Consider the following 26,791-nt stretch of genomic DNA (forward strand, 5'->3'; position numbering starts at 1 on the left):
GCGCGAAGCCGGATCGAAAGTGCTTCGATTCGATCCTTTCATGGCAACAGAGACTTCCCGTGGCGAGCGCGGGTTCGCTACAGCTTCGCGAGAAATGCCGCGATCGCCGCGCCGAAACGCGGAATATCGACCAGAAATGCGTCGTGGCCCTGCGCCGAGTCGAGCGCGACGAAATCGACGCGTGCACCGGTCGTGCGCAGACCGTTCGCGATCTCCTCTTGTTGCGAGAGCGGAAACAGGATGTCGGTGGACACGCCGATCACGAGCGCGCGCTCGACGTCGACCTTCCTCAGCGCCGCGGCCACGTCGCCGTGGCCGTTGGCGCCCGGCGCGTGCTCACCGAGATCGAACCAGTCGCTGGCCCGGGAAAGGTACAGGTAGCAGTTTGGATCGAAGCTGCGCACGAAACGCTTGGCGTGGCCATCGAGATAGGACTCGACCTGGAACTCGACGCCGAACGGGTCGTCGTCCTGGCGGTCGTGGTCCAGGCGGATGCGCGCGAAGCGGCCGACCCATTCCATCGCCGAGCGGTAGGTGATCACGCCGAGCTTGCGCGCGATCGACATGCCGGTTTCGGGGTAATGCGCGTCGTCGTACTCGCCCTGGTTGAAATTGGGGTCGAGGCGGATCGCCTCGCGCTGCAGCGAGCGGATCGCGATCGCGAACGGCTGTGCTTGCGGCGCGGTCGAGATGCTGATGTGCGCGCGCACGCTGCCGGGGTGCTCGACCAGATAGCCTAGTGCGCTCATTCCGCCCATCGAATTGCCGATCAGGCATGCGAGCTTGCCGATGCCGAGGCCGCGCACGAACTCGAACGCGGCATTGCCGACGTCCTCGAGGGTCAGGTCGGGGAAGTCGAGCTTGTAGGCCTTTCCCGTTTGCGGGTTCGTCGACGCGGGCCCGGTCGAGCCCTTGCAGCTGCCGAGCGAATTGACGCAGATCACGAACCAGCGACGGGTGTCGATGTGCTTGCCGGGGCCGATCATTTCTTCCCACCAGCCAGGAGACGGATCGGTTGCATTCGATGCCGCGTGCGCGCCGGGCGAAAGACCGGTGAGGATCAGGATCGCGTTCTCGCGAGCGGCGTCGAGGGTACCCCAGGTTTCGTAGGCGAGCTGCGCGCCGACCAGGGTGCCGCCGCGACGCATCGAGAACGGCGAGGGTAAGGGGAAGTATTGGCGTGCATCCGGCATGCGGCGTGGCTTTCGAGGTGGCCGATGAGGCGGGAGCTTAGCGGCAACGGCGGCGGCGCGCCAAGGGCGGCGCGGGTCTCAGGGAACGACTTGATCGATGGTCAGCTCGACCGGCCCGTGCCGAGAATTCGCCATCGGTGCCGAAAGGGCCTGCAAATCGCCGCTTTGCGCGATCGCCTGACCGGATTTGGAGATGCGCGCGCCGACGATAATTTGTGGAAATGTGGAAATTTTCATGTTCGGCAACATGCCCATCGCGTCGGTCAGGGTGACGCTGGCCGGCAATTGCGCGGCCGTCAGCCGGGCGATCGCGAGCGGCATCGGCGGCCCGCTCGCGGCCTTGGCGAAGACGAACAGCGTGTCCGAAGGCGCGATCCGGTCCTTGAGCTTCGGATCGAGCGCGACCTTGATCGCGATGCGTGGGCCGGCGTCATCGCTGCCGGAATCGGTCGCGGATGTTGTCGTTGCGACCTTGCCCGCTGGCGTCGGCACCGGCTTGCCGTCGCGCAGCGCCTGCGCATGCGCGATCTGCTCGCGCACCGACGCCGCCACGTTGGAGTCGGGCGGCAGCAGCGGCAGCAACCGGTTCCATTTTTCCACCGCGGCGGCGTAGTTGCCCGCCTGCGAGTCGGCGATGCCGGCGAGCCACAGGCCTTTCTGGTTTTCCGGATGCGCCTTGACCGCCTGTTCGATCAGCGCCAATGCTTCGCCCTGGATGCGCCGGTCCTTGCCCGCAAACACGAGTGCCTCGGCGTAGTCGATGGCGAGGTCGGCATCGTCCGGCGCGAGCTCGTGTGCGTGCTTGAGGGCGCCTGCCGCTTCGGCGAACCGGCGCGTGGACTGGTACGCGCGGCCGAGCAAAGTCCAGCCCTCGGCGTTGCCGGGGTCCTGCTGCATCTTTGCCGCAAGCTGGGCGATCGCTGCGTCGATGTCGCCGTGCCCTTCGCCGTCGCCGCCCGCGCGCGCGACGAGATTGGCCGGATCGAGGGCCTGCGGCGCGCCGAACTGGCGATACAGCAGGATGGCCGCGGCCGGCAGCAGCAGGGCGACCGCGAACGCGCAACGGAATGCGGTGCGGCTGCGCGTGCGATCCGGCAGCGGCGAAGCCGCCTCGGGCGCAGCCAGCGCGGCCTGCTTCGCTGTGTATTCGGCTTCGCTGAGCACGCCCTCGGCGCGCGCGGTTTGCAGCGCCTGCAGCCTGCGCCGCATCTCGCTCGTCGCATTGGTCGCTGCGCCACCGCGCAGCAGCGGCACTAGCACGAAGGCGAGCGTCGCGATCAGCATCAGCGCGGCAGACAGAAGAAATGCGATGCTCACCAGTCCTCTTCCTCGCTGTTCTGCATCGGCCCGGCCTGACGCAGCACTGACTCGCCGACCGCCGCGCGTGCGCGACGGCGCAGGATGCGCAGCAGGGCGAGCGCGCCGATGGCGACGAGTGCGAACGGCGTGAACCAGAGCAGCCAGGTGCCCGGCTTCAGCGGCGGGTCGTAGAGCACGAAATCGTTGTAGCGCGCGACGAGGAATTGCTTGATCTCGGCGTCGGTTTTACCCTCGCGCATCAGGTCGAACACCTGCTTGCGCAGATCCCGGGCGAGGTCCGCGTCGGAATCGGCGAGGTCCTGATTCTGGCAGACCAGACAACGCAACTGCCGGGTGAGTTGCTGGAAGCGCACTTCCTCGGCGCGGTCCTTGAACGGCAGCGGGTCGATCGCGTAAGCAGTCGCGGCGACAAGGCCGAGGCTGAGCAGGGCCGCGGCGAGCGGGCACAGCCAGCGGTTCATGGCGTTGCCTGCCGTACTTTGGCGAGTTGCGGCTTCAGCTCGCTCGCGATCAACTCGGGTGTCAGCATGCCGATGCGCTTGTAGCGGATCACGCCCTGCGCGTCGACGAGGAAGGTTTCCGGCGCGCCGTAGACGCCGAACTCGATGCCCATGCGGCCGTCGGCGTCGCTGACGACCTGGTCGTACGGGTTGCCGAATTTCTCCAGCCAGCGCCGGGAATCCGCGGGCGGGTCCTTCCACGCCATGCCGATCAGCGGCACGCCGAGCTTCTTCGCTTCGGCCATCAGCACCGGATGCTCTTCGTGGCAGGTCACGCACCAGCTGCCGAACACGTTGATCAGGTACGGCTTGCCGAGCAGGTCGCGCTTCGAGAGCGATTGCGCGGAGTCGTATAAAAGTGGAAGCGTGAACTCGGGTGCCGGCTTGCCGATCAGCGGTGAGGGTACTTCGTTCATCTCGTGGTGCTTGTTCCACCAGATGCCGAAACCGAGCAGGCCGACGAGGGCGAAGAACGCGAGCAGGGGCAGCAGGCGGCTCATGGGGCGGGAACCGTGGCCCGGGACGCGGGCCTCGATACTCGTAGAATCGGCTGTTCCCGTGTCCCGAGTCCGGTGTTGCGGGTTGCGGCGATGACGCGAAAGCGCTTGTCCGCCGCCGCGACGAAGCCGCCGAGCATCATCAACAGCCCGCCGACCCAGATCCAGCGCACGAACGGTTTGACATAGATGCGTACCGCCCAGGCGCCCTTGTCGTCCAGTGATTCGCCGAGCGCGACGTAGATGTCGCGGAACAGGCCGGGGCGGATGTCGGCCTTGGTCTGCACCGGCGTGGTGCCCGCGTACTGGCGCTTCTGCGGGTTGAGCGTGGCGATGTGCCGGCCGTCGCGCGACACGTCGATCGCGCCCTGCTCGGCGCGGAAATTCGGGCCTTGTGCGGGGGCGACGCCGTTGAACCTGAAGTCGAGCCCGGCGATCTGCTTCGTCTCGCCCGGGGCGAGGCGCACGTCGGATTCCACGCTCGTCGCCTCGGTGACGAGCACGCCGGCGAGGAAGATCGCAACGCCGAAATGGGCGGCGATCATGCCGAGCATCTCGGGCGTGTAGCGGCGCCCGCGCGGTGCCTCGCGCCAGCGCTTGAGCACGTACAAGGCGATACCGACGCCGACCCAGAGGCTGGCAGCGACACCGGCGATGCCGCGCAGCGGCAGTGCGCCGGCGAACAGCCAGGCGGCCAGCGTGCAGGCCGCCGCGAGCGCGAACGCGGGCGCGAGCGCGCGCAACGTTGCGCGCCAGTCGCCCGCGGCCCAGCGGAAGAACGGCCCGAATGGAATCAGCAGCACGACCGGCAGCATCAGCAGCGCGAACATGAAACCGAAGTAGGGTGGTCCGACCGAGATGCGGCCCACGCCGAGCGCGTCGCCGATCAGCGGGTAAAGCGTGCCGAGCAGCACCATCGCCGCGGCGCAGGCGAACAGCAGGTTGTTGATCAGCAGCAGCGTTTCACGCGACAGCATCTGGAACGGTCTGCCGCCGGCGACCTTCGGTGCGCGCAGCGCGTAGATCGAAAGCGAGCCGCCGACGATGAGAGTGAGGAAGGCAAGGATGAACAGGCCACGCCGCGGATCGCTCGCGAATGCGTGCACGCTGGTGAGCACGCCCGAGCGCACGAGAAACGTGCCGAGCAGCGACAGCGAGAATGCGAAGATCGACAGCAGCAGCGTCCAGGCGCGGAACGAGCCGCGCTTCTCGGTCACTGCCTGCGAATGAATCAGCGCGGTGCCGACCAGCCACGGCATGAACGAGGCATTCTCGACCGGATCCCAGAACCACCAGCCGCCCCAGCCGAGCACGTAGTACGCCCACCACGAGCCCAACGTGATGCCGAGCGTGAGAAACGCCCAGGCGACGTTGGTCCACGGCCGCGCCCAGCGCACCCAGGCAACATCCAACTCACCACCGAGCAGTGCGGCGATCGCGAACGCGAACGCCACGGAAAATCCGACGTAGCCCATGTACAGCATCGGCGGATGCATGATCAGGCCGGGATCTTGCAGGATCGGATTCAGGTCGGCGCCGTCGACCAGGCCCGGGATATGGCGTGCGAACGGATTCGAGGTGAAGATCGTGAACGCGAGGAATCCCACGGCTACGAAGCCGAGCACCCCGAGCACGCGTGCGATCAGCACGTCGGGCAGACGCCGGCTGAACGCGGCAACGGCAAGCGTCCACACGTTGAGGATCAGCACCCAGAGCAGCAGCGAGCCTTCGTGCGCCCCCCACACCGCCGAGAAGCGGTAGTACCAGGGTAGGGCGAGGTTGGAATTCTGGGCTACGTACCTGACCGAGAAATCCTGCGCGAGGAATGCGTACGTCAATATGCCGAACGCAAACGCGACGAAGACGAACTGGCCGGCGGCCACCGGCCGCGCCGTCGCGATCAACGCCGCATCGCCGCGCCACGCGCCGAGCAACGGCAGCACGCATTGCGCAAGCGCGAGCAGGAGCGCGAGGATCAGCGCGAATTGACCGAGTTCGGGGAGCATGCGAAAGAAAGCGTCGAACGATTACGGGGCGCCAGATTACGCGAGACCCGGCGCGGATGCGAGAAAGCAAACGGCCCTCTCCGCGTTGCGGAGAGGGCCGCTGTGCGGATGACGCGAGTGGCCGGATCAGGCTTTCTTCGCGTGCGCCGAGCACCAGCCCTTCGCGGCGACGGCTTTGCCCGGGAACAACTGGCAGCCGCCCCAGGCAGCGGTGCCGCCCTGGAAGAAGTTGCAATTGGCGCAGTCGTTGCCCGCGACGTAGGTCGGGAACTTGGCCTTGTCGGCCTTGGTCGCGTCCTCGACATAGCCCAGCGTCTGCGCGGTGGCATCGGTCGGCGCGAGGTGCGGCAGGTCGGCGGCGCGCGCCTGGCGCGGGAGCACGCTCGCGAGCGCGGCCGCGCCGATGGCGGTGCCGGCACCGACGAAGAAGCGGCGGCGACCCTGGTCCGTCGTGGAAACATTCGATTGATCAGTCTTTTTCATGATTCACCTTTGCTGGCAGTGAAGATGCTGGCGGGATCCGTTCAGTGTCTTTCCAGCGGCGGCAGTGTGGCAAGCCACGCGGCGACCGCCCGAATCGAATCGTCGTGCAGTGTACGCCCAACGCAGATCATTATGTAGTCGCCGCAGGCCCGGTGCGGCCATCCGCCGCGGTAGTTCGAAGGGCGGGGACGGGCGGAATTTTGTGCGGGACACGGATTGCGATTGGCGGCTGGGGAAGCCTGTCGTCGAATCAATTCGGGAACGGATTCACCGGGCAGGGCTTCGCTGCGTGCGATCTCTAGTTTCGCTGTGGCCGCCAACAGGAAAAGCCGGGCGGTATGCCCGGTTTTCCGTTTTCTGGAAGATGCGGTCGAGGAAGCCGGTTTCGTCTTTCGCCATCATCACCGACGATGCTGCGAGCTTCAGTGCGCCGGCGCGGCTGCCGCGGCATCGCCCTTGAGGCAACTGCTCATGAACGTCTTGCGCGCATCGCCGTGAAGTTCCTTGGCCTTCGGGTCGGCGTTGCAGGCCTTCATCTTCTCCTGCTGCGTCATCGGTTTGGCAGGCGCGGCAGCAGCGGTCGAGTCGCCCTTGAGGCACGAGCTCATGAACGCCTTGCGTTCGTCGCCCTTGAGCGTCTTCGCCTTCGCGTCGGCGTTGCAGGATTTCATGCGTTCCTGCTGCGGGGTCAGTTGCTTGTCCGCGGCGAAGGCGGAAGCGGAAGCGAGGACGGCGGCGAAAGCGAAAGCGGCGAACATGGCTGTTGCGGTTTTCATGGCTGTCTCCTGTGGCGTGGCCGGCGTCATGCCGGATCGGGCGCTAGTCTACGCCGCTTGAGTGCGGGGGAAACAGGGGGTGTCGCGCAACACTTTGTCGGAATTCATCCCGCCGCAGCGTAGGGCGCGCAAGTTGCGCGCCCGCGAATAGAATTCCTACGCCGCCGCGTCCACGCTCTGCCGCGGACCCTGCAGCAACGCCTGGCGCACACCCGCGATGACGAGATCGGCCTCGGCGCTCGACACCGCGAAATGCGGGGTGAAGCGGAGCGAATTGGTGCCGCCGTGGATCACGCCGACGCCGTGTTCGCGCAGCCACTCCTCGGTGCTGTCCGCGCCATAGCACTTGAACTGCGGCGCGAGTTCGCACGAGAACAGCAGGCCCGTGCCCTGCACCTTGGTGATCAGCCCCGGCAGCTCCTTCTGCAGCTTCTGCAGCTTGTCGATGAACTCGGCGCCGCGTGCGCGCACGTTGGCGCGCAGTTCCGGCGTGATCGAGGCGAGCACGACGCAAGCGACGTCGAGCGCGCGCGGGTTGGTGGTCATGGTGTTGCCGTAGATGCCGGTTTTGTACAGCGCGGCGGCGCGTTCGTTCACGGCGAGCACCGACAGCGGATACTGGCCGGCGCTGAGCGCCTTCGAGTAAGTCTCCATGTCCGGCGCGTCGAGCTTCTCGAAACCGGGATAGTCGACGACCGAGAGCACGCCGTGCGCGCGCAGTCCGGCCTGGATCGAGTCGACCATGAACAGCGTGCCGTGCGCGCGCGTCAGCTCGCGTGCGGCGGCATAGAACTCCGGCGTCACTGCGCGGCCCGGATCGCCTTCGCCCATCACCGGCTCGAGCAGCATCGCCTCGATGAACCAGCCGTTCTTCTCGGCGTCGGCGAACGCGGCGCGCAACTGGTCGACGTTGTACGGCTCGACCGTGATCAGGCTTTTTTCGTCGCGGAAGCTGGCGAGGTTCTGCGCATAGGCCTTGCGCGAGGAATCCGAATAGATCGCCGGGCGGTCGGTGCGGCCGTGGAACGCGCCCTTGACCGCAAGGCGCTTGATCGTCCTGCCGGCATGCTTGCCGCCCGCGTCGGTGGCGAGCTTGGCGTTGACGTCGGCGATGCGCAGAGCGAGGCCGACCGCTTCCGATCCCGAATTCAGGCAGAGGAACTTCGAATACGGCGCACTGCCGCCGCGCGCATGGCCGATCTCCTGCCTGATCGCATTGGCGAAGCGCAACTGCGACAGATTCGGCGTCATGATGTTGGCCATTGCCTGCGGCCTGGCCAGCGCGTCGAGCACGGCTTGCGGGGTGTGACCCAGGCCGAGCATGCCGTAACCGCCGACGTCGTAGATCACCGCGCCCTTGAGCGTCACGATCCACGGTCCGCGCGCGGCGAGAGCGACGTAGGGATTGACCGCGTCGGCGGCGTAGAAATTGACGTAGTCGGCCTGCACGCGCACGGCCTGCTCGGTCTCATCGAGCTTGAGCAGGTCGACGAAGCTGGTCTTGAGAGTGCCGAACAGCGCATGCGCTTCGTTGATCGCCGCGCGCAGGTCCGCGTCCTCGCGCGCGAAGCGCTCGACGGTCGCGTCGTCCAGGCCGCGCGTGCGGATCGCGCCGCCGAAGCTGCGCAGTTCGTTGAGTTTGGCGATGGATGACATGACGTTCTCCTTATGGGACTCCGGGAATGCGAACAGCGCCAACGTGCGGCGCCAAGAGGTTGCCAGCAAACAATCGCTGATCGTCGGGTGCATGATAGGACCGACATTTGGCATGGCCGAGAGCCAGTCCGGAGGCGGTTTGATGGGGCCAATCGGCAACCAGCGACATGACGTTCGTCACCCCGCATTGCTGATGTCCCTGACTGTCCGTTGCGGCGCGGTAGCGCGGAGAATCTGCGCATCGCAGAAGGAGCCAGGCATGAACAGCGGAGCCCACCCCGTCGCCCGACTTTCCCGGGTGGCAAAACGCTACGCGCAGACGCAGGCGCTGGCCGGCGTCGACCTCGAGGTGCATCGCGGCGAGGTGCTCGCCCTGCTCGGGCCGAACGGCGCTGGCAAGACCACGGCAGTTTCCCTGCTCGTCGGCCTGTTGCAGGCCGATGGCGGCAGCGCCGAGCTGTTCGGCGCTGCGCCAAGCGCGCTGGCCGCGCGTCGCCGCATCGGCGCGATGCTGCAGGCCACCGCGCTGCCGGAAACGCTGACCGTCGCCGAACTGATCGACCTGTTCCGCAACTACCATGCGCGGCCGCGCACGGTCGCCGACATCGTCGCCCTGGCCGGCGTGGAGGATCTGCTCGACCGCCGCTACGCCAAGCTTTCCGGTGGCCAGCAGCGCCGCGTCCAGTTCGCGCTCGCGATTTGCGGGCGTGTGGAACTGCTGTTTCTCGACGAGCCGACCACCGGTCTCGACATCGATGCGCGCGAAACCATGTGGCGTGCGATTCGCCAGCTCGTCGCCGCAGGCTGCGCCGTGGTGCTGACCACGCATTATCTCGAGGAAGTCGAGGCGCTGGCCGATCGCGTCGTCGTGCTCGCCAAAGGCCGCATCATCGCTCAGGGCACGGTGGCCGAGATCCGCGCGCGCGTCGCTTCGCGGCGTATCCGCTGCGTCACCACGCTTGCCGATGCCGCGATCGCGCGCTGGCCCGAGGTGCGCAGCGTCGCCCGGGACGGCGAGCGCGTCGAAATCGTCACCGATGCGGCCGAGATCGTGGTGCGCCAGCTGCTCTACGAGGATGCGCAATTGCGCGAACTCGAAGTGCGCCGCGCGGGACTTGCCGAAGCGTTTGTCGAAATCACCCGGGAGGCCGCATGATGGACACGACCCTTGCCGCATCGTCCGTATCGGATCCTGCCCCGTTCCACGCCTGGCGCGCCTACGCGCTCGAGGCCAAATACGAATTCCTGCGCGTGCTGCGCACGCCCGCGTTCGCGATTCCCTCGCTGCTGTTTCCGCCGTTGTTCTATCTGCTGTTCGGTGTCTTGCTCAATCGTGGCAGCAGCGCCGCGGCGCATTACCTGTTCGCCACCTACAGCGTGTTCGGGGTGATGGCGCCGGGGTTGTTCGGCTTCGGCGTGCAGGTCGCGATCGAGCGCGAGCGCGGCTGGCTGGCGCTGAAGCGCGTCGCGCCGATGCCGCCGGGCGCCTATCTCGCCGCGAAGATGCTCATGGCGATGGCCTTTGCGCTCATCATCTACGCAATGCTCGCGGCGATGGCGGCGACGCTCGGCGGCGTGCGCCTCGATCCCGTGCAATGGCTCGCGCTCGGCCTGATCGCGATGCTCGGCGTGCTGCCATTCTGCGCGCTCGGCTTGCTGATCGGCAGCCGCGCCAATGCGTCGGCGTCGCCGGCGATCGTCAACTTCATCTATCTGCCGATGGCGTTCCTGTCCGGGCTGTGGATGCCGCTCGGCATGCTGCCGCAATTCGTCCGCGACATCGCGGTACTCTGGCCGCCGTATCATCTCGCCCAGCTTGCGCTGGCGGCGATCGGGCGCGAGTATGCGGGATCGCTGCCCGCGCATGTCGCGTTTCTCGTCGCCTTCACCGCCGTGTGCTTTGCGATTGCGCGGCGCTGGCTGGCGCGCATCGCGTAGACGCTCCTGACGTCATTGCCGCCGGCGCGGGAATGACGGTTTTCGCTGAAGGCGATTCCTGATTCCCCGGCGACGGATTCGATCGAAACATGGCAAATACCCGCAACGCTTCGCGCATCTCATCTTCGCCATGGCGATGGCTCGCGCCGGCACCCGATTCGATCACCGTGCGCCATCATCCGGAGGACGTTCCGGGCGGCGAATGGCTGATCAACTTCATCTGGCTGCTCTGGTATTTCCTCGACGCCACGTTCAACCCGCTTGCGCGAGAATACTGGCCCGTCACGCTCGCCGGCTTCGTTGCCACCGGCGTGCTGACTTTTCTTGCCTTCAACCGGCCGGTGCGCTGGGTGCGGCTGTTCGGCGTCGCGCTCGTCGCGGTTGGCGTGGCCGCGATGCCGTACAACCACAGTGGTGGCGTGACATCGCTGGTCTACGCCGGGGTCGTACTCGTCCATTACGGCACGATGCGGCAGCGGATCGCCTTGGCCATGGTGGTGTGGCTCGTGTTCGTCGTTGACGCGCTGTGGTTGCTTCAGTGGCCGCTCGTGCTCGTGGTGTCGCTCGCGTTGATGATGTTCGGCGTGGTTGGCGGCGCCTTGATGCGCGATATTGCCGAGCGTCGCCAGGTGCAATTGCGCTTGAGCCACGACGAAATCCGCCGCCTTGCCGCCACCGCCGAGCGCGAACGCATCGGACGCGATCTGCACGATCTGCTCGGTCACACGTTGTCGCTGATCGCGTTGAAATCGGAGCTTGCGAACAAGCTCTTCGATCGCGACGCGGCGGCGGCGAAGCGCGAAATGCTCGACGTCGAGCGCGTCGCGCGAGACGCGCTTGCACAGGTGCGGCGCGCAGTCACCGGCATCCGCGCCGCGGGTGTCGCGGCCGAGGTCGCGTCGGCCAAGCTGCTGCTCGAATCGGACGGCGTGCATCTCGACTACACGCTCGCCGACGCCGGCATGCCGGTCGAAATGGAAACCGCGCTCGCGATGTGCGTGCGCGAGGCGGTGACCAACATCCAGCGCCATGCGCGCGCGAGCGCGGCGCGCATCGCGCTCGAAGCCACTGCGGGCAAGGTGATTCTGCGCGTCGAAGACAACGGCCGCGGCGGCGCAATCGTGCCGGGCAACGGCCTTGCCGGCATGCGCGAACGCCTCGCCGCGATCGGCGCGCAACTGCAGATCGATTCGCAGCAAGGCCGGGGTACGGTGGTGAAGGTGACTGCGCCGTTGCCGCAGGCACAAACACTCTCCTTCTCCCACCCGGAGAAGGTGGCGCAAAGCGCCGGATGAGGGCAGCGCACCACGGCTTGCGTCGGCCGCCGTACATCGCAAGGCCGTTCCCTGATCCGTTCTTCGGGCACGTGCATTCGGGCCATCCATGGCCCTCACCCTCCGGGCGGCTTCGCCGTGCACTTCGGCAATCCTGCCGAAGTGTCTCCCGACAGGAGAAGGGAAAAGCTATGCTTGTCCTCCATCCTCAGTCCTCGACGGAAATGATCCGAGTCCTGCTCGCCGAAGACCAAGCCATGGTGCGCGGCGCCTTGTCCGCGTTGTTGAAGCTCGAATCCGATCTCGACGTGATCGGCAGCGCCGCGGATGGCGAGGAGGCGTGGCAGTTCGTGCAGCGCGACGTACCCGACGTCGTCGTCACCGATATCGAGATGCCGCGCCTGACCGGCCTCGAGCTCGCCCGGCGCATCCGCGAGCGCGGGCTCGAATGCAAGGTCGTCATCGTCACCACGTTTGCGCGGCCGGGCTTCCTGCGCCGCGCGCTCGACGCTGGTGTCAGCGGCTACCTGCTCAAGGACGCGCCGGCCGACCAGTTGGCGGACGCGCTGCGCCGCGTGCATCGCGGCGGCCGCGCGATCGACCCGCAGCTCGCGCTCGAAGCCTGGAGCGAGGCCGATCCGCTCAACGACCGCGAGCGCCAGGTGTTGCGCCTCGCTGGCGAGGGCGCCTCGGCCGGCGACATCGCCGAGCAACTGCATCTCTCGCAGGGCACCGTGCGCAATTATCTTTCCGAGGCGATCGGCAAGCTCGGCGTCGGCAACCGCATCGAGGCCTATCGGCTGGCGCGGCAGAAAGGCTGGCTGTAACCGACGCATGCGCGTTCCCGCCTGGCTGACGCTTGCCGTTCTTGCCATTGCAGCGTCGGCGTGCGCGCCGCGGCCGGCGCGTCCACTCGATCATCAGGCCTACATCTGGCAACGGCAATGGACGCCGGCGATCGCCGCGTCGTTGGCTGCGATGCGCGGCGATTTCAGCGGCTGGCGCGTGCTTGCCGCGGAATCGACCACGCGCGGCGACCTGATCGATGCCTCGCCTCGCCTCGACCTGCTTGCGCGCAGCGGCAAGCCGGTGGTCGCGGTGCTGCGCCTCAACGGCAGCCGGCCGCCACCGTCGGCTGACATCGTTGCGCATCGCATCGATGAAACCGCCGCGGCGTGGCGCGCTGCGGGCGTGCCGCTCGCCGGTGTCGAAATCGATCACGACTGCGCGACGGCGCAGCTCGACGCTTACGCCGAGTTGCTCGCGCAGCTGCGCGCACGCCTGCCGGTCGGCTTGACACTGTCGATCACCGCGCTGCCGACCTGGATCGGCGCACCAGCGCTCACGCGCGTGCTCGGTCGGGTCGATGCCTCGGTGCTGCAAGTCCACGCCATTGCCGCACCGCGAGCGGGTGCCGGGGAGACGGGTCTGTTCGACGCCGCGCAAGCGCAGCGCTGGATCGATGCCTACGCTCGCATCGCGCCCGCGCCGTTTCGGGTGGCGTTGCCGGTCTACGGGCTGCGCGTCGGCTATGACGACGAGGGGACTGCCGTCGCGGTTGAAGGCGAGATGCCGCGTGCGATCGAGGCGCTGCGTACGCGCGAACTGCGCGTCGATCCGCGCACGGTCTCGACGTTGCTGCGCAAATTGGAACGCGCACGTCCGCCGCTGCTGGCGGGCATCGTCTGGTTTCGCCTGCCGGGTGAGGATGATCGCCGCGCGTGGAGCACCACGACACTGCATGCGGTGATCGCCGGCACGGACTTGAAACCCGGTTTCGGCGTGCGCGTGCAGACGGCGAGCGATGGCGCCGCCGACATCGTGCTTGGCAATCGTGGCACGCTTGATGCGCCGCTGCCGGCATCGGTCGAGATCGCCGCGAACGCGTGCACTGCGGCGGATGCGCTGGCCGGATTCCGCATCGCGAAGTCGGCTGCGGGTTGGCGGTTTTTTCCGACGACCGATACGATACTGCGCGCAGGCCACGAGTGGCGCATCGGCTGGATGCGCTGTGCATCGATCGACAGGGAATCCGTGAATGAATCTCCGTAACACTTTCGTTTTCGCGGCACTCGCCGCGGCGCTGCCAGTGGCCGCGCCGGCCTGCGGGCCGGATTTTCCGGCCGAACTGCTGCACGACCGCGCGTGGACGCTGGACAAATTGCCCGAGGGCGCGTTTGCATTCGAGGCGGCACATCTCGTTGCGGCACCAGGGTTCAAGGCGGTCGACGACATTGACGAGTACGTCGATGGCCAGTCGCGCTCGTTGCGCGAACGCATCGAGCGCGGCTGGTTCGGCGCGCAGTACGCGCACGTCGCCGCGGCGCGCGCGGCGAACGATGCGGCGGCTGCCTACGCCGCGGCCAACGGCCTGCCGGAAGAGGCGCGGCGTTATCTTGCCGGCGCTGCGGCCTGGGCCAAGCACGATGTCGCCGAGGCGCAGCGCCGTTTCAACAGCGTGCTCGAATTGCCTGCCGATGAGCGCGCGCACTACGGCCTGTGGGCGCAGTACATGCTCGCGAAGATCGGCGATGCGGCGACGCTGCACGCGGCGTTGCGCGAGGAAGTCGCCAAGGGGGCGGCCGATCCGTACGGGCTTGCCGTGGCCAGCCTCGGCGAGGATGCGCGCGAGCGTCTGCAGAAGGGCGACGATGCGGCGGCGATCGCGCTGTACGCGCAGCAGGCCGCCGCCGGTTCGCGATCGGGGCGCGATTCGCTGCTGCAGATCGCGCGCGCGACGATCAAGGATCCGGCGCGGCTGGAACGCGTGGTGCGCGCCGATATCGGCCAGCGCCTGATGACCGCCTACCTGTTCACGCGCAGCAGCGAGTTGATCGATACCCAGATCGACGGCGAGAGTCCGCCCGAGGAAGTCGCCAGGTCGAAGGCCGCGAGCGATGCGCGCATGCAAAATTTTCTCGACGCAGTCACGCGCGCCGGCATCGACAAGGTTGCCGGTGCCGACCGCGTCGCCGCGCTTGCCTATCGCAGCGGCAAATACGATCTCGCCGCTGCGCTCGCGCGGAAGGACAGCAGCGGGCTCGCCTGGTGGGTGCGTGCCAAGCTCGCCCTGCGCGCCGGCAAGGCCGACGAGGCCGCGCAGGCCTACGCACAGGCGGCGAAAGCGTTTCCGGCGGACGAGGAATGGGGCGAGAACCGCGATGCCGCGGCGTTCGGGCCGGAGACGATCAAGCCGCAATGCCGGGTTGAGGGCGAACGCGGCACGCTGGCGCTGTCGCGCGGCGAATACCTCGCGGCGATGGAGCATCTCTACAATGCCGCATCGCTTTACTGGCCCGATGCGGCCTATGTCGCCGAGCGCGTGCTCCGCGTGGACGAGTTGAAATCGTTCGTCGACGCGCATGTGGGCAAGCCGACGCCGAAGCCTGCGGCGGTCGATGGCGAGGGCGGTTACGGCAATCCGGCCGATGCAGCGACCGCGCTACGCGCGCTGCTCGCGCGCCGCCTGCTGCGTGCCGAGCGCTACGACGAGGCACTGAAATATTTCGACGATGCGGCGTTGAAGAAAAAGGCGCAGGCCTATGTCGATGCACGTCGCGCCGCGAGCGGCGGAGGCCGCATCGCGCAGGCCAAGGGGTGGTATGCCGCGGCGCACTCGGCGCGCTTCGACGGCCTCGATCTGATCGGCTACGAGCTCGATCCCGATTATCAGGTCTATGCCGGCAACTTCGATCTGGGTGGCGGTTGGAACGATGCCGATGCCGTTGCCGCTGCGAATGCGGCCGCCACGCCCGGAGCGCCGCGGCCCGCACGCAAGGACATCGCGGTGCCGAAGACGTTGTCGGGTCGCGACGAGGCCGCTCGGGTTGCGTCGAGCCGCGCGCAGCCGCTGGAGCGATTCCACTATCGCTACAACGCGGTCGATTTCGCGTCGAAAGCGGCCGATCTGTTGCCGGCGCGCACGCAGGCCTTCGCCGCCGTACTCTGCCACGCGACGGCGTGGCTGATCGATCGCGATCCGCCGGCCGCGGAAAAACTCTACGCACGCTATCTCAGGCAGGGTCCGTATGTGCCTTGGGGCAGGGCGTTCGGCCGCACCTGTCCCGAGCCCGACTTTGCCGGTGCCGCCGCGCGCCTGCATGCGCAGCGCGTGGCGTGGTGGAAGCACACGATTCGGCGCAATGCGCCGTACGCGGCAATCGGCCTGATCTTGCTTGTGGCAGGATGGTGGTGGAAATGGGGCAGGCGCAGGGCGCCGGCAAAGCAGGCGTAAATGGACAGCGGCAATTCATCTGCGTTTGTCGACAATCCTGCTCGCGCGATCGCGCGCAAACTCATCGAGACTTGTCCATGTCCGCAAACAAGACCACAGGCCTGATCCTGATCGGCCTCGGTGTGTTTTTCCTGCTTGCGAATTTCAACCTGATTCCCGATGTCGGGCACCTGATCGCGAAGTGGTGGCCGTTGATCCTGATCGCGATCGGCGTGCAGCGCTGGCAGTCGGGCGCGAAGTAGCCCGCGGGCTTCGGCGGCGGCGTGGGCCGCGCGTATCGGCGATAATCGGCCCTCGGCCCCCAATCCTGCGCCTTCGTTGAAAAAAACCGATTTCCACTACGATTTGCCGCGCGAGCTGATCGCGCAGGTGCCGTTGGCGCAACGTTCGGCGAGCCGCCTGCTCGTCGTCGATGCCGGCGCGCGCGAATTCGCCGACCGCCAGTTCACCGATCTGCCCCACTACCTGCGCGCAGGCGACCTGCTCGTTTTCAACGACACCCGAGTGCTCCACGCGCGCCTGTACGGGCGCAAGGAAACCGGCGGCACGGTCGAGATCCTGATCGAGCGCATCACCGGAACGCACGAGGCGCTGGCCCAGCTCGGCGTATCGAAGAAGCCGAAGCAAGGTTCGCGCATCGTGCTCGGCGACGACAGCACCGTGCTCGTGCTCGGTCGCGAGGGTGAGTTTTATTCGCTGCGTTTCGAGTCGCACGAACCGCTGGAAAAGTTGCTGCCCAGGCTCGGCCGCATGCCGCTGCCGCCGTACATCGAGCGTGACGACGGTGAGGGTTCTTCGATCGACGCCGACGACGAAATGCGCTACCAGACCGTATTCGCGCAAATGCCTGGCGCGGTCGCCGCGCCAACGGCCGGACTGCACTTCGATGCGCCACTGCTCGATGCGCTGCGCGCGAAAGGCGTCGATTTCGGCTACGTCACCCTGCACGTCGGCGCGGGCACGTTCCAGCCGGTACGTCGCGACAAGCTTGAAGACCATGTCATGCACCGCGAGTGGTTGAACGTTGGCGCCGAGCTGGTCGAGAAGATGCGGCGCACGCGCGCGCAGGGCGGGCGCGTGGTCGCGGTCGGCACCACTGTCGTGCGTGCGCTCGAATCGGCCAAGCATGAGGGCGTGGTCGAACCGTTCGCCGGCGAGACGCAGATCTTCATCTTCCCAGGCTATGCGATCACCAGCGTCGACGCGCTGATCACCAATTTCCATCTGCCCGAGTCGACCCTGCTCATGCTCGTCTCGGCCTATGCCGGGCGCGAGTTGATGCTCGCCGCCTATCGGCACGCGGTCGAGCGGCAGTACCGGTTCTTCTCCTACGGCGATGCGATGCTGATCTTTCCGTCGACCTGATCGGCCCCGCACCTCCGCGTGCAGTTCGGGGTGCGCTTGCGGGTCCCGAACCATGCGCCGGCAGCATCGCGGCGAGCCGATAACGCCGGTTGCAGCGAGCACGTATACTTCGCGCCTTGCCGGCATTTCAGGAACAGGGTATGCGTTTCGATCTACTCGGCGGCGATGGCGCCGCGCGGCGCGGCCGGCTGACTTTCGCGCGCGGCACGATCGAGACGCCGGCCTTCATGCCGGTGGGCACCTACGGCTCGGTCAAGGGGATGACGCCCCAGGCTATCCTCGACATCGGTGCGGAGATCATCCTCGGCAACACGTTCCACCTGTTCCTGCGCCCGGGCCTCGACGTGATCGGCGAATTCGGCGGGCTGCACAAGTTCATCGGCTGGAACAAGCCGGTCCTGACCGACTCGGGTGGCTTCCAGGTGTTCTCGCTGGCCGAGCGGCGCAAGATCAGCGAGGAGGGCGTGCGCTTCGCCTCGCCGGTCGACGGCTCACAGGTGTTCCTCTCGCCCGAGGAGTCGATGCGCATCCAGAAGACGCTCGATTCGGACATCGCGATGATCTTCGACGAGTGCACGCCGTATCCGGCGACGGAGAAGCAGGCGCGCGATTCGATGCAGCTGTCGTTGCGCTGGGCCGCGCGCTCGCGGCGCGCATTCGACGATCTGCGCAATCCGAACTCGCTGTTCGGCATCGTCCAGGGCGGCACCCATCCGGCGCTGCGCAGGATGTCTGCCGACGGCTTGCTGCAGATCGGTTTCGACGGCTATGCGGTCGGCGGCCTCGCGGTCGGCGAACCGGAGGACGAGCGCAACCGCACGCTCGAGGAAACGGTGCCGCTGCTGCCGGCCGACCGGCCGCGCTATCTCATGGGCGTGGGGCGGCCCGAGGACATCGTCGAGGCCGTCGCGCGGGGCATCGACATGTTCGATTGCGTGATGCCGACGCGCAACGCGCGCAATGCGCATATCTTCACGCGCACGGGCGTGCTGCGCATCCGCAACGCGCAGTTCGAGCGCGATACGCGGCCGCTGGACGAAGCCTGCACCTGCTACACCTGTGCCAGCGGGTTTTCGCGTGCCTACCTGCGTCATCTCGACAAATGCGGCGAGATGCTCGGGCCGATGCTGGCGACGATCCACAACCTGCATTACTACCAGGACCTGATGCGCGGTCTGCGCGAGGCGATCGCGGCGGGGAAACTGGCCGATTTCAGCGCCGGGTTTTATGAGTGCAGGCGCGGGTAGGGCGCATGTCGCTCAAGCCGGCGATGGCGCGGCGTCGCGCAGCGATCGCCGCCACGAAAACAACGCGCCGATGCACATCAGCAGAAACACCACGTAGAGCAGCGCGGTGAGGTAAAGTCCTTTGCTGACATAGAGCGGCACCGAGATCAGGTCGACGACGATCCACAGCCACCAGTTTTCGAGCGTCTTGCGGTTGAGCAGAACCTGCGCGATGACCGACAGCGTGGTGATGACCGCGTCGAGAAACGGCGCTGCGCCGCTGATCATGATCAACGCCTGTTGCAGCGACGGAACCACGACGACCATCGCCGCGCCCGCGACGAGCCAGCCGCGTGGCGACAGGCGCGAGACGGGGAGGGCATGGTGCTCGCCGTCGCCGCGCCACCAGCGCCACCAGCCGAGAAGGTTGAGCGAGAAAAACATCGCCTGCAGGACGGCATCGCCGTAGAGCCTCTTGTCGGCAAACAGCAGGCCGAACGTGACGGCGTTGACCAGCGCGAGCGGGAAGTTGAGCGCGTTCTGCCTCGCCGCTAGCCAGACGCAGCCAGCCCCGGCGGCGAAGCCGATCAGCTCGGCATTCGATACCGGCGTGGCCAGCGCGGTGAACGCAGTCGCGTCGAGGAATTCGCCGATCGCGTCGAGCATGCGCGTCTGCGACTACGGCCGGCGCGCCAACTCCGAATTGTCGCGCGTCACCGGCATCAGGTCCTTCTTCGACACGCCGAGCCAGTAGAGGATGGGGCTGGCGAAGAAGATCGAAGAAAGCGTGCCGACAAGGATGCCGATGACCATGGTCAGGGCGAAGCCATGTACGGCCGGCCCGCCGAACAGGTACAGCGCGATCATCGTGATCGCGGTGAACAGCGCGGTGATGATGGTGCGCGACAGGGTCGAGTTGATCGCCTTGTTGAGAATCTCGACCGGCTCCGCCTTGCGTGCGGAGCGGAACAGTTCGCGCACGCGGTCGAACACCACGACCTTGTCGTTGATCGAGTAGCCGACCACGGCAAGTACGGAGGCGAGCACGTTGACATCGAATTCCCGGTGGGTCAGCGCGTAGAAGCCGAGCACGATGATCGTGTCGTGGAATTCGCTGGCGATCGCGGCGATGGCGAAGCGCCACTCGAAGCGGATGCCGATGTAGATCATGATGCCGATGATGACGAAGATCACCGCGACGATGCCGTCGCTCTTGAGCTCCTCGCCGACCGAAGCGCTGACGAAGCTCGCGCTTTTCTTGCTGACGTCGGCATTCTTCGTCTTCAGCGCGGCGATGACGTTGTCGGCTACCTGGTTCATCTTCTTGAGGTCGTCGCCGGTTTCGCCCTTGGCGCCGCCGGATTCGCCGAGCTGCAGGCGGATGGCGACGTCGTTGGTGCCGACGAACGGCACCACCTGGGCATTGTGGAAGCCCGCCGCTTCGAGCGTGTCGCGGATCGCGTTGGCCTCGGGCGGCGCCTGGTATGTCGCTTCGACCAGCACGCCGCCGGTGAAGTCGAGCGCGTAGTTGAGGCCGCGCGTGACCAGTGCGCCGAGCGAGATGAGCAGGAGGGCGATCGAGACGCCGATGCTGATCGTGCGCAGGCGCAGGAAGTCGATCTTGCTGTCGTGGTTGAAGATTTCCATGTGCGTACCCCTAGACCGACAGCGCTTTCAGTTTGCGCCTGCCGTGGACGATGTTGACGATCGCATGGGTCACCGTGACCGAGGTGAACATCGAGGTCAGGATGCCGATCAGCAGGGTGACGCCGAAGCCCTTGATCGGACCGGAGCCGAAGAACAGCAGGGCGACCGCGGCGAGCAGGTGGGTGACGTTGGCGTCGAGAATCGTCGCCCAGGCCTTCTCGTAGCCGGCCTTGATCGCGGCGAGCGGGGTCGCGCCGTTGCGCTGTTCCTCGCGGATGCGTTCGCAGATGAGCACGTTGGCGTCGATCGCCATGCCGAGCGTGAGCACGATGCCGGCGATGCCGGGCATGGTCAGCGTGGCCTGGAACAACGACAGTACGGCGACGAGCAGGATCAGGTTGAGCACGAGCGCGGCGTCGGCGATCAGGCCGAACAGTTTGTAGTAGATCGCCGCCGCGATCAGCACGGCGATCAGGCCGAGCAGCACCGCCTTGAAACCCTTGTCGATGTTGTCCTGGCCGAGGCTGGCGCCGATCACGCGTTCCTCGACGATGTCGACCGGCGCGGCGAGCGAGCCGGCGCGCAGGAGCAGGGCCAGGTCGCTCGCTTCCTTCTGGCCGAGGCCGGTGGTCTGGAAGCGCGATCCGAACACGCCCTGGATCGTCGCCGCGTTGATGACTTCCTGCGTTTCCTTGAACGTGCGCACTTCCTTGCCATCGACGATCTGCGTCTGCGGCACGCGCTCGATGTAGACCACGCCCATGCGCTTGCCGACGGCCTGCTGGGTGAACTCCAGCATCTTCGCCCCGCCTTTCGCATTGAGCTGGATCGATACCGCCGGAGTACCGCTCTGCGGGTCGGGGATAGCGGTCGCGTTGACCAGTTCGTTGCCGCTGGCGATGACTTTCTTCGACAGGATGATCGGCTGGGGCTTGCCGTCCGGGCCGGGGCGCTGCATGTAGTAAAGGCGCGATTCGGGCGGCACGTTGCCGGTCTTGGCGATTTCGTAGGCACCGGGATTGCCGAGATTGGCGGCGCCGGTCGCGTTTTCGTCGACCGCGCGCCATTCCAGCGTGGCCTGCGCGCCGAGGATCTTCTTCGCCTCGGCCGTGTCGTGCACGCCGGCAAGCTCGACCACGATGCGGTTCGCGCCCTGCTGCTGGATGATCGGCTCGGACACGCCGAGCTGGTTGACGCGGTTGCGCAGCGTGGTCAGGTTGCTCGAGATCGTGTTGCGCGAGGCGGCGATCGCGGTCGATTCGCGCACCTTCGCGATGAGCGGGAAGCTGTCGGCCGTCGCCGTGCCGTCGCTGAGCTCCAGCGGCGGCTGGTCGCCGAGCTTCTCGGGCTGGTTGACCTGCTTGGTGATCACGTTGCCGGCGGCGCGGCGGTCTTCCTCGCTCCTGAACGTGGCGACGATGCCGTTCGCGCTCGAGTTGACGGTTTCGTAGCGGATCTTCGCGTCGCGCAGGGCACCGGCGATGTCGTCGCGGTAGCGCTGCTGCATCTTGTCGAGCGCCGCCTTCTGGTCGACTTCGAGCAGGAAGTGCACGCCGCCCTGCAGGTCGAGGCCGAGCGGCATCGCGTTTGCGCCGATCGCGCGCAGCCAGCCGGGCACGGTCGAAGCCATGTTCAGCGCGACGTTGTACTGGTCGCCGAGCGCCTTGCTGATCGCGGCCTGGGCCTTGTTCTGCGTGTCCGAATCGTTGAACTCGGCGAGCAGGTTGTCCTTGCCCAGTTCGAGACTCTTGAACGCGAGCTTGTCCTTCTCCAGCGCGCCCTGGACCTTGTCCTTGAGCGCCTGGTCGACCGTGCCGTTGCGGTTGGCCGAGATCTGCACCGCGGGCTGCGGCAGGAACATGTTGGGCAGGGCATAGATCGCGCCGAGGATCAGCACGACCGCGATCAGGGCATAACGCCATCTGGCAAAATCGTTCATCGATATCGCTCTTGCGCCGGATTCGGGGCGCAACGGTTGTTGTTCTGGTTCATCGCACGAGCCCGAAGCCCGGCGCGACTCTCGGGTTGGGTAACGGATGCGGCCGGGTCAGGACGATTTCAACGTGCCCTTGGGCAGCACCATCGACACGGCCTGCTTCTGCACCTTGATCGTCACGTTCGGCGCGATTTCGACGCCGAGGAAGGTCTCGCCGACATCGGTGACGCGGCCGGCGATGCCGCCGTTGGTCACGACTTCGTCGCCCCTGGCGAGGGCGTCGACCATCGTGCGCTGCTCCTTGGCACGCTTCATCTGCGGACGCAGCATGAAGAAGTACATCGCCACGAAGACCGCACCGAACATGATCAGGCTCGGCCACGGACTGGGCTGTCCCGCGGCGCCCGCGGCCTGCGCATAGGCGCTGGAAATGAAAAAATCCATCGTTTGACCCTTGTTGGAGGCCGCGCCGGACAAGCGGGCGGCCGAAGTTGGCCGCGAATTATGGCATGGCATGGCGGGATGTGCACCCCGCGCGGTCGCCGGCGGTTCGGGCCGCCGGCGTGCTGGCGGGTTGTTTTCCGCTACGGCATGGCCAGTTCGACGCGTTGCGTGGCCGCGGGCGAGGCTTCGCGGGACTGTTGCTGCATCGCCCACAACGCCGCGTAGCGCCCTCCCTGGGCGAGCAGATCGGCATGGGTCCCGCGCTCGACGATGCGACCGTGATCGAGGACGAGGATGTCGTCGGCGTCGACGATGGTGGACAGGCGATGCGCGATCACGAGCGTGGTGCGCTCGCGCGCGATCTCGGCAAGTTCGGCCTGGATGATTTTCTCGGTACGTGTGTCGAGTGCGCTGGTCGCTTCGTCGAAGACGAGGATGGTCGGGTTCTTGAGCAGGGTGCGCGCGATGGCGACGCGCTGTTTTTCGCCGCCGGAAAGTTTCAATCCCCTCTCGCCGACGCCGGTGTCGTAGCCTTGCGGCAGCGACGTGATGAAGTCGTGGACGTGCGCGGCGCGCGCGGCGGCGATCACGTCCTCGCGGCCCGCCTCGGGGCGGCCGTAGGCGATGTTGTAGTAGATCGAATCGTTGAACAATACGGTGTCCTGCGGCACGATGCCGATCGCGTTGCGCAGCGATTCCTGGGTTACGCCGCGGATGTCCTGGCCGTCGATGCGGATCGCACCGGCATCGACATCGTAGAAGCGGTAGAGCAGGCGCGACAGGGTCGACTTGCCCGCGCCCGTGGTGCCGACGACGGCGACGGTCTTGCCTGCCGGAATCGAGAAATCCACGTCGTGCAGAATGCCGCGCTGCGCGTCGTAGCCGAAGTCGACCCTGTCGAAGTGCACTTCGCCGCCACGCAATACAAGCGGCTTCGCGTCCACCGGGTCGCGCACCTCCTGCGGTTCGGCGAGCAGGCCGAACATGCGCTCGATGTTGGTCAACGCCTGCTTGACCTCGCGGTAGACCATGCCAAGGTAGTTGAGCGGCATCGACAACTGGATCAGGAACGCGTTGACCATGACCAGATCGCCGATGTTCATCGTGCCGGCGACGACGCCGGCCGAGGCGCGCCACAGCAGCAGGGTCAAGCCGACCGCAACGATCGCGGTTTGACCGATGTTGAGCGCGGCCAGCGACTTCTGGCTCTTCACCGTCGCTTCCTCGAGGTTGCGCAGGCTCGCATCGAAGCGGCGCAGCTCGTGCTGCTCGTTGCCGAAATACTTGACCGTCTCGTAGTTGAGCAGCGCGTCGACGTTGCGCGCATTGGCCTCGGTGTCGGCCTCGTTCGCGGCGCGGTAGAAGCGCAGGCGCCACTCGGTCATCGAAAAGGTGAAGGCGATGTAGACGACCAGTGTCGCCAGCGTGATCGCGGTGAAGCTCCAGTCGTAGTTGAGCATCAGGATCGTGCAGATCACGCCGATCTCGAACAGCGTGGGCAGGATCGTGTAGATCGTCCAGTCGAGCAGGTCGGAGACCGAAGTCATGCCGCGCTCGACGTCGCGTGCGACGCCGCCGGTGCGGCGGTCGAGATGGAAGCGCAGGCTCAGCGCGTGCAGGTGCGCGAACACGCGCAGCGTGATCTCGCGCGAGGTGCGCGCGAGCACGCGCGCAAACACGATCGTGCGCAGTTCCTGGAAGAACGAGGTCGACAGGCGCAGCGCGCCGTACGCCATCAGCAGCAGCAACGGAATGACCAGCGGCAACGGCTTCACGTCGAGCCCGTCGACCAGGTGCTTGAGCACGACCGGTACGGCGATGTTGGCGAGCTTGCCGGCGATGAGGAAGGCGAGCGCGGCGAACACGCGACCGCGGTAGTGCCAAACGGTCGGCATCAGGCGGCGGAAGGCGCCGACGAGCGTGGCGCGCGGAGTGTCTTTGGTCGATGGCATCGCGGTCCGATGTGGAGGCGGTCGGCGGTTTTTTCCAGCCGTGACCACATATGTCGCCGGTCGTCGGCCTCGCGTCAGTTTAACGCCGCGCGGAGTATGATTTTGGACCTTGTCGAAAAGGGAGAGTGCGATGCGCAAGTCGATCTTGTTGGCAATGCTGGTGTCGCTGGCGGCGGGTTCGGCGTTCGCCCAGGACGCGGCCGGGCCGGCCGGGGTGGAGCAGAAGAAGGCGCCGGCCGCTGCATCGGTGTTCATCGTCTCGCCGAAGGACGGCGAAACGGTGCGACAGGAATTCAAGGTCGAGTTCGGCGCCAAGGGTATCGCGGTACGGCCGGCCGGCGATCCCACACCGGGCACGGGACACCATCATCTGTTGATCGACGTGGCCGAATTGCCACCGCGCGATCTGCCGATCCCGAACGATGCAACACACAGGCACTATGGCAAAGGCCAGACCGAGGACACGATCAAGCTGACGCCGGGCGACCACACCCTGCAGCTCGAATTCGCCGACCTCGCGCACGTACCGTTCGATCCGCCGATCGTGTCGAAGAAGATCACCGTGCATGTCAAATGACTGCGCCGTGCCGTTGAAGCCCCTCTCCCTCGACGGGAGAGGGCTTGGGGAGAGGTGAAGCTGAGCTAAGCTGTCTTCTGCGCCTCGAGCCCCAATTCGTCCGCCATCGCCTGGCGCAGGACGAACTTCTGGATCTTGCCCGTTACCGTCATCGGGAAGCTGGCGACGAAACGCACGTACTGCGGCACTTTGTAGTGCGCGATTTCGCCCTTGCAGAATTCCTTGAGCTCGGCCTCGTCGGCATGGGCGCCGGGCTTGAGGATCACGCAGGCGCAGAGTACCTCGCCGAATTTCGCATCGGGCACACCGACGCACTGCACGTCCTGCACTTTGGGATGGCGATAGAGGAATTCCTCGACTTCGCGCGGGTAAACGTTCTCGCCGCCACGAATGATCATGTCCTTGGAGCGGCCGACGATGTTGCAATAGCCTTCGGTGTCGATCGTGGCGAGGTCGCCCGTATGCATCCAGCCGGCGCGGTCGAGCACTTCGGCGGTCTTCGCCTCGTCGCCCCAGTAGCCGAGCATGACCGAGTAGCCGCGCGTGCACAGCTCGCCCGGTTCGCCGCGCGGCACGACGCGGCCGTTTGCGTCGACGATCTTCACTTCGATATGCGGATGAATACGTCCCACCGTCGACACGCGCCGCTCGACCGGATCGTTGGTCGAACTCTGGAAACTGACCGGCGAGGTCTCGGTCATGCCGTAGGCGATCGTCACTTCCTGCATGTGCATGCGCTCGATCACCTGGCGCATGACTTGGATCGGACAGGGCGATCCGGCCATGATGCCGGTGCGCAGGCTCGACAGGTCGTACTTGGCGAAATCCGGATGGGCGAGTTCGGCAATGAACATTGTCGGCACGCCGTACAGCGCGACGCAGCGCTCGGCCTGCACGGTCTCGAGCACGGCACCCGGATCGAAGGCATCGTCCGGGTAGACCATTGTCGCGCCGTGGGTGACACAGCCGAGATTGCCAATCACCATGCCGAAGCAGTGGTAGAGCGGCACCGGAATGCACAGGCGCTCGCCCGGCGCGAGCTTGATCGTCTCGGCGGTGAAATAGCCGTTGTTGAGGATGTTGTGGTGGGTCAGCGTTGCGCCCTTGGGCAGGCCGGTCGTGCCCGAGGTGAACTGGATGTTGATCGGATCGTCGAACTGCAGGCGAGCGCCGATTGCCGCGAGCTGCTTCTTCTCCACTGCGCTCGCATCGGCGAGCAGTGATTCGAAGTTGTGCATTCCGGAGGAGGACTCCGCGCCGAGGCGGATCACGTGACGCAACCCCGGCAGTTTCGCCGCGGAGAGTTTGCCCGGTGCGCAGCGCGCGAGTTCCGGCGCGATGTCGCCGAGGATTCCCAGATAGTTGCTGGTCTTGAAGCTCGGTGCGAGCACGAGTGCCTTGCAGCCGACCTTGTCGAGCGCGTACTCGAGCTCGCTGCGTCGATACGCCGGATTGATGTTGACCAGGATCAACCCGGCCTTGGCCGTGGCGAACTGGGTCAGCGCCCATTCCGCGCAGTTCGGCGCCCAGATGCCGATGCGGTCGCCGGGTTCGAGGCCGAGCCGCAGCAGGCCGGCGGCGACGCGGTCGACCCGATCGGCGAGTTCGGCGTAGGTCCAGCGCAGGTTCTGATGGCGCGAGATCAGCGCGTCGCGCGCCGCGTGTTCGCGCGCGATGCGATCGAAGCAGGCGCCGATCGTCTCGCCGATCAGCGGGACCGTCGAAGTGCCGCTCACATAGCTTGGTACCTGCTGCATGGCCCTCGTT

The 26,791-nt window shown here is 66.5% G+C and carries 24 protein-coding genes; 10 read left to right on the top strand and 14 right to left on the bottom strand.

What is annotated here, in order from left to right:
- Positions 1 to 77: 77 nt before the first annotated feature.
- The 8 genes from metX to AC16HO_RS02370 all read right to left on the bottom strand — a co-directional run bounded on the left by metX (position 78) and on the right by AC16HO_RS02370 (position 8,431).
- On the bottom strand, positions 78 to 1,193 hold the full coding sequence (gene metX / locus AC16HO_RS02335; protein ID WP_395642497.1) for a homoserine O-acetyltransferase MetX: 1,116 nt from the start codon (positions 1,191 to 1,193) through the stop codon (positions 78 to 80).
- A 78-nt stretch (positions 1,194 to 1,271) separates the two neighbouring features.
- Entirely contained in the window at positions 1,272 to 2,510 is a 1,239-nt protein-coding gene (gene ccmI / locus AC16HO_RS02340) for a c-type cytochrome biogenesis protein CcmI (RefSeq protein WP_395642496.1), read from the bottom strand.
- On the bottom strand, positions 2,507 to 2,974 hold the full coding sequence (locus AC16HO_RS02345) for a cytochrome c-type biogenesis protein (RefSeq protein ID WP_395642495.1): 468 nt from the start codon (positions 2,972 to 2,974) through the stop codon (positions 2,507 to 2,509). The genes ccmI and AC16HO_RS02345 overlap by 4 nt, the downstream gene beginning before the upstream one ends.
- Positions 2,971 to 3,513 carry a DsbE family thiol:disulfide interchange protein gene (locus AC16HO_RS02350; protein WP_395642494.1) on the bottom strand — a complete coding sequence of 181 codons (543 nt, stop codon included), beginning with the start codon at positions 3,511 to 3,513 and terminating at the stop codon, positions 2,971 to 2,973. Before AC16HO_RS02350 ends, AC16HO_RS02345 begins: the two co-directional genes overlap by 4 nt.
- Entirely contained in the window at positions 3,510 to 5,516 is a 2,007-nt protein-coding gene (locus AC16HO_RS02355; protein WP_395642493.1) for a heme lyase CcmF/NrfE family subunit, read from the bottom strand. Before AC16HO_RS02355 ends, AC16HO_RS02350 begins: the two co-directional genes overlap by 4 nt.
- Before the next feature lie 126 nt (positions 5,517 to 5,642).
- Positions 5,643 to 5,999 (bottom strand): high-potential iron-sulfur protein, encoded by a 357-nt coding sequence (locus AC16HO_RS02360; protein WP_395642492.1) that lies wholly within the window; start codon positions 5,997 to 5,999, stop codon positions 5,643 to 5,645.
- Positions 6,000 to 6,421: 422 nt separating this feature from the next.
- Entirely contained in the window at positions 6,422 to 6,757 is a 336-nt protein-coding gene (locus AC16HO_RS02365) for a PsiF family protein (RefSeq protein WP_395642639.1), read from the bottom strand.
- Between the two features lie 174 nt (positions 6,758 to 6,931).
- Positions 6,932 to 8,431, bottom strand: coding sequence for an aminotransferase class III-fold pyridoxal phosphate-dependent enzyme (locus AC16HO_RS02370; protein WP_395642491.1), 1,500 nt, complete (start codon positions 8,429 to 8,431; stop codon positions 6,932 to 6,934).
- Between the two features lie 259 nt (positions 8,432 to 8,690).
- Between AC16HO_RS02370 and AC16HO_RS02375 the strand changes: the two genes are divergently transcribed.
- The 9 genes from AC16HO_RS02375 to tgt all read left to right on the top strand — a co-directional run bounded on the left by AC16HO_RS02375 (position 8,691) and on the right by tgt (position 18,489).
- A complete protein-coding gene (locus AC16HO_RS02375; RefSeq protein ID WP_395642490.1) occupies positions 8,691 to 9,587 on the top strand; it encodes an ABC transporter ATP-binding protein in 897 nt (298 codons plus the stop codon).
- Positions 9,587 to 10,369: an ABC transporter permease gene (locus AC16HO_RS02380; protein WP_395642489.1), complete on the top strand. Its 783-nt coding sequence runs from the start codon at positions 9,587 to 9,589 to the stop codon at positions 10,367 to 10,369. Before AC16HO_RS02375 ends, AC16HO_RS02380 begins: the two co-directional genes overlap by 1 nt.
- Positions 10,370 to 10,458: 89 nt before the next feature.
- Positions 10,459 to 11,664 (top strand): sensor histidine kinase, encoded by a 1,206-nt coding sequence (locus tag AC16HO_RS02385; protein ID WP_395642488.1) that lies wholly within the window; start codon positions 10,459 to 10,461, stop codon positions 11,662 to 11,664.
- 203 nt (positions 11,665 to 11,867) lie between these two features.
- Positions 11,868 to 12,470: a response regulator transcription factor gene (locus AC16HO_RS02390; protein ID WP_395642487.1), complete on the top strand. Its 603-nt coding sequence runs from the start codon at positions 11,868 to 11,870 to the stop codon at positions 12,468 to 12,470.
- 7 nt (positions 12,471 to 12,477) lie between these two features.
- Positions 12,478 to 13,695: a DUF3142 domain-containing protein gene (locus AC16HO_RS02395; RefSeq protein WP_395642486.1), complete on the top strand. Its 1,218-nt coding sequence runs from the start codon at positions 12,478 to 12,480 to the stop codon at positions 13,693 to 13,695.
- Positions 13,682 to 15,877 (top strand): hypothetical protein, encoded by a 2,196-nt coding sequence (locus tag AC16HO_RS02400; RefSeq protein WP_395642485.1) that lies wholly within the window; start codon positions 13,682 to 13,684, stop codon positions 15,875 to 15,877. The genes AC16HO_RS02395 and AC16HO_RS02400 overlap by 14 nt, the downstream gene beginning before the upstream one ends.
- Positions 15,878 to 15,954: 77 nt before the next feature.
- Entirely contained in the window at positions 15,955 to 16,119 is a 165-nt protein-coding gene (locus AC16HO_RS02405; protein WP_018974141.1) for a LiaI-LiaF-like domain-containing protein, read from the top strand.
- Between the two features lie 76 nt (positions 16,120 to 16,195).
- The gene (gene queA / locus AC16HO_RS02410) at positions 16,196 to 17,242 is read left to right on the top strand and encodes a tRNA preQ1(34) S-adenosylmethionine ribosyltransferase-isomerase QueA (protein ID WP_395642484.1); all 1,047 of its coding nucleotides are present in this window, start codon (positions 16,196 to 16,198) and stop codon (positions 17,240 to 17,242) included.
- Between the two features lie 140 nt (positions 17,243 to 17,382).
- Positions 17,383 to 18,489 (top strand): tRNA guanosine(34) transglycosylase Tgt, encoded by a 1,107-nt coding sequence (tgt, locus tag AC16HO_RS02415; protein ID WP_395642483.1) that lies wholly within the window; start codon positions 17,383 to 17,385, stop codon positions 18,487 to 18,489.
- 12 nt (positions 18,490 to 18,501) lie between these two features.
- Here tgt and pnuC read toward each other — a convergent pair whose 3' ends face one another.
- The 5 genes from pnuC to AC16HO_RS02440 all read right to left on the bottom strand — a co-directional run bounded on the left by pnuC (position 18,502) and on the right by AC16HO_RS02440 (position 24,447).
- On the bottom strand, positions 18,502 to 19,134 hold the full coding sequence (gene pnuC / locus AC16HO_RS02420) for a nicotinamide riboside transporter PnuC (protein WP_395642482.1): 633 nt from the start codon (positions 19,132 to 19,134) through the stop codon (positions 18,502 to 18,504).
- Between the two features lie 12 nt (positions 19,135 to 19,146).
- Entirely contained in the window at positions 19,147 to 20,115 is a 969-nt protein-coding gene (secF, locus tag AC16HO_RS02425; RefSeq protein ID WP_395642481.1) for a protein translocase subunit SecF, read from the bottom strand.
- Between the two features lie 10 nt (positions 20,116 to 20,125).
- Positions 20,126 to 22,054, bottom strand: a complete 1,929-nt coding sequence (gene secD / locus AC16HO_RS02430; RefSeq protein WP_395642480.1) for a protein translocase subunit SecD — start codon at positions 22,052 to 22,054, stop codon at positions 20,126 to 20,128.
- A 108-nt stretch (positions 22,055 to 22,162) separates the two neighbouring features.
- On the bottom strand, positions 22,163 to 22,495 hold the full coding sequence (yajC, locus tag AC16HO_RS02435; protein WP_395642479.1) for a preprotein translocase subunit YajC: 333 nt from the start codon (positions 22,493 to 22,495) through the stop codon (positions 22,163 to 22,165).
- A gap of 140 nt (positions 22,496 to 22,635) precedes the next feature.
- A complete protein-coding gene (locus tag AC16HO_RS02440) occupies positions 22,636 to 24,447 on the bottom strand; it encodes an ABCB family ABC transporter ATP-binding protein/permease (RefSeq protein WP_395642478.1) in 1,812 nt (603 codons plus the stop codon).
- 130 nt (positions 24,448 to 24,577) lie between these two features.
- Between AC16HO_RS02440 and AC16HO_RS02445 the strand changes: the two genes are divergently transcribed.
- Entirely contained in the window at positions 24,578 to 25,024 is a 447-nt protein-coding gene (locus tag AC16HO_RS02445; protein ID WP_395642477.1) for a DUF4399 domain-containing protein, read from the top strand.
- Positions 25,025 to 25,089: 65 nt separating this feature from the next.
- Here the strand turns inward: AC16HO_RS02445 and AC16HO_RS02450 are convergent, their stop codons facing one another.
- Complete coding sequence (locus AC16HO_RS02450) at positions 25,090 to 26,781, bottom strand: AMP-binding protein (RefSeq protein ID WP_395642476.1); 1,692 nt, start codon at positions 26,779 to 26,781, stop codon at positions 25,090 to 25,092.
- Positions 26,782 to 26,791: the final 10 nt, after the last annotated feature.

The sequence above is a fragment of the Rudaea sp. genome (genome assembly GCF_057139185.1).

Bases quoted from the DNA above. Each gene is read 5' to 3' on its own strand.
- metX (WP_395642497.1), bottom strand. From the start codon at position 1,193: ATGCCGGATGCACGCCAATACTTCCCCTTACCCTCGCCGTTCTCGATG.
- AC16HO_RS02345 (WP_395642495.1), bottom strand. From the start codon at position 2,974: ATGAACCGCTGGCTGTGCCCGCTCGCCGCGGCCCTGCTCAGCCTCGGC.
- AC16HO_RS02350 (WP_395642494.1), bottom strand. From the start codon at position 3,513: ATGAGCCGCCTGCTGCCCCTGCTCGCGTTCTTCGCCCTCGTCGGCCTG.
- AC16HO_RS02355 (WP_395642493.1), bottom strand. From the start codon at position 5,516: ATGCTCCCCGAACTCGGTCAATTCGCGCTGATCCTCGCGCTCCTGCTC.
- AC16HO_RS02360 (WP_395642492.1), bottom strand. From the start codon at position 5,999: ATGAAAAAGACTGATCAATCGAATGTTTCCACGACGGACCAGGGTCGC.
- AC16HO_RS02365 (WP_395642639.1), bottom strand. From the start codon at position 6,757: ATGTTCGCCGCTTTCGCTTTCGCCGCCGTCCTCGCTTCCGCTTCCGCC.
- AC16HO_RS02370 (WP_395642491.1), bottom strand. From the start codon at position 8,431: ATGTCATCCATCGCCAAACTCAACGAACTGCGCAGCTTCGGCGGCGCG.
- AC16HO_RS02375 (WP_395642490.1), top strand. From the start codon at position 8,691: ATGAACAGCGGAGCCCACCCCGTCGCCCGACTTTCCCGGGTGGCAAAA.
- AC16HO_RS02380 (WP_395642489.1), top strand. From the start codon at position 9,587: ATGGACACGACCCTTGCCGCATCGTCCGTATCGGATCCTGCCCCGTTC.
- AC16HO_RS02385 (WP_395642488.1), top strand. From the start codon at position 10,459: ATGGCAAATACCCGCAACGCTTCGCGCATCTCATCTTCGCCATGGCGA.
- AC16HO_RS02390 (WP_395642487.1), top strand. From the start codon at position 11,868: ATGATCCGAGTCCTGCTCGCCGAAGACCAAGCCATGGTGCGCGGCGCC.
- AC16HO_RS02395 (WP_395642486.1), top strand. From the start codon at position 12,478: ATGCGCGTTCCCGCCTGGCTGACGCTTGCCGTTCTTGCCATTGCAGCG.
- AC16HO_RS02400 (WP_395642485.1), top strand. From the start codon at position 13,682: ATGAATCTCCGTAACACTTTCGTTTTCGCGGCACTCGCCGCGGCGCTG.
- AC16HO_RS02405 (WP_018974141.1), top strand. From the start codon at position 15,955: ATGTCCGCAAACAAGACCACAGGCCTGATCCTGATCGGCCTCGGTGTG.
- tgt (WP_395642483.1), top strand. From the start codon at position 17,383: ATGCGTTTCGATCTACTCGGCGGCGATGGCGCCGCGCGGCGCGGCCGG.
- pnuC (WP_395642482.1), bottom strand. From the start codon at position 19,134: ATGCTCGACGCGATCGGCGAATTCCTCGACGCGACTGCGTTCACCGCG.
- secF (WP_395642481.1), bottom strand. From the start codon at position 20,115: ATGGAAATCTTCAACCACGACAGCAAGATCGACTTCCTGCGCCTGCGC.
- secD (WP_395642480.1), bottom strand. From the start codon at position 22,054: ATGAACGATTTTGCCAGATGGCGTTATGCCCTGATCGCGGTCGTGCTG.
- yajC (WP_395642479.1), bottom strand. From the start codon at position 22,495: ATGGATTTTTTCATTTCCAGCGCCTATGCGCAGGCCGCGGGCGCCGCG.
- AC16HO_RS02440 (WP_395642478.1), bottom strand. From the start codon at position 24,447: ATGCCATCGACCAAAGACACTCCGCGCGCCACGCTCGTCGGCGCCTTC.
- AC16HO_RS02445 (WP_395642477.1), top strand. From the start codon at position 24,578: ATGCGCAAGTCGATCTTGTTGGCAATGCTGGTGTCGCTGGCGGCGGGT.
- AC16HO_RS02450 (WP_395642476.1), bottom strand. From the start codon at position 26,781: ATGCAGCAGGTACCAAGCTATGTGAGCGGCACTTCGACGGTCCCGCTG.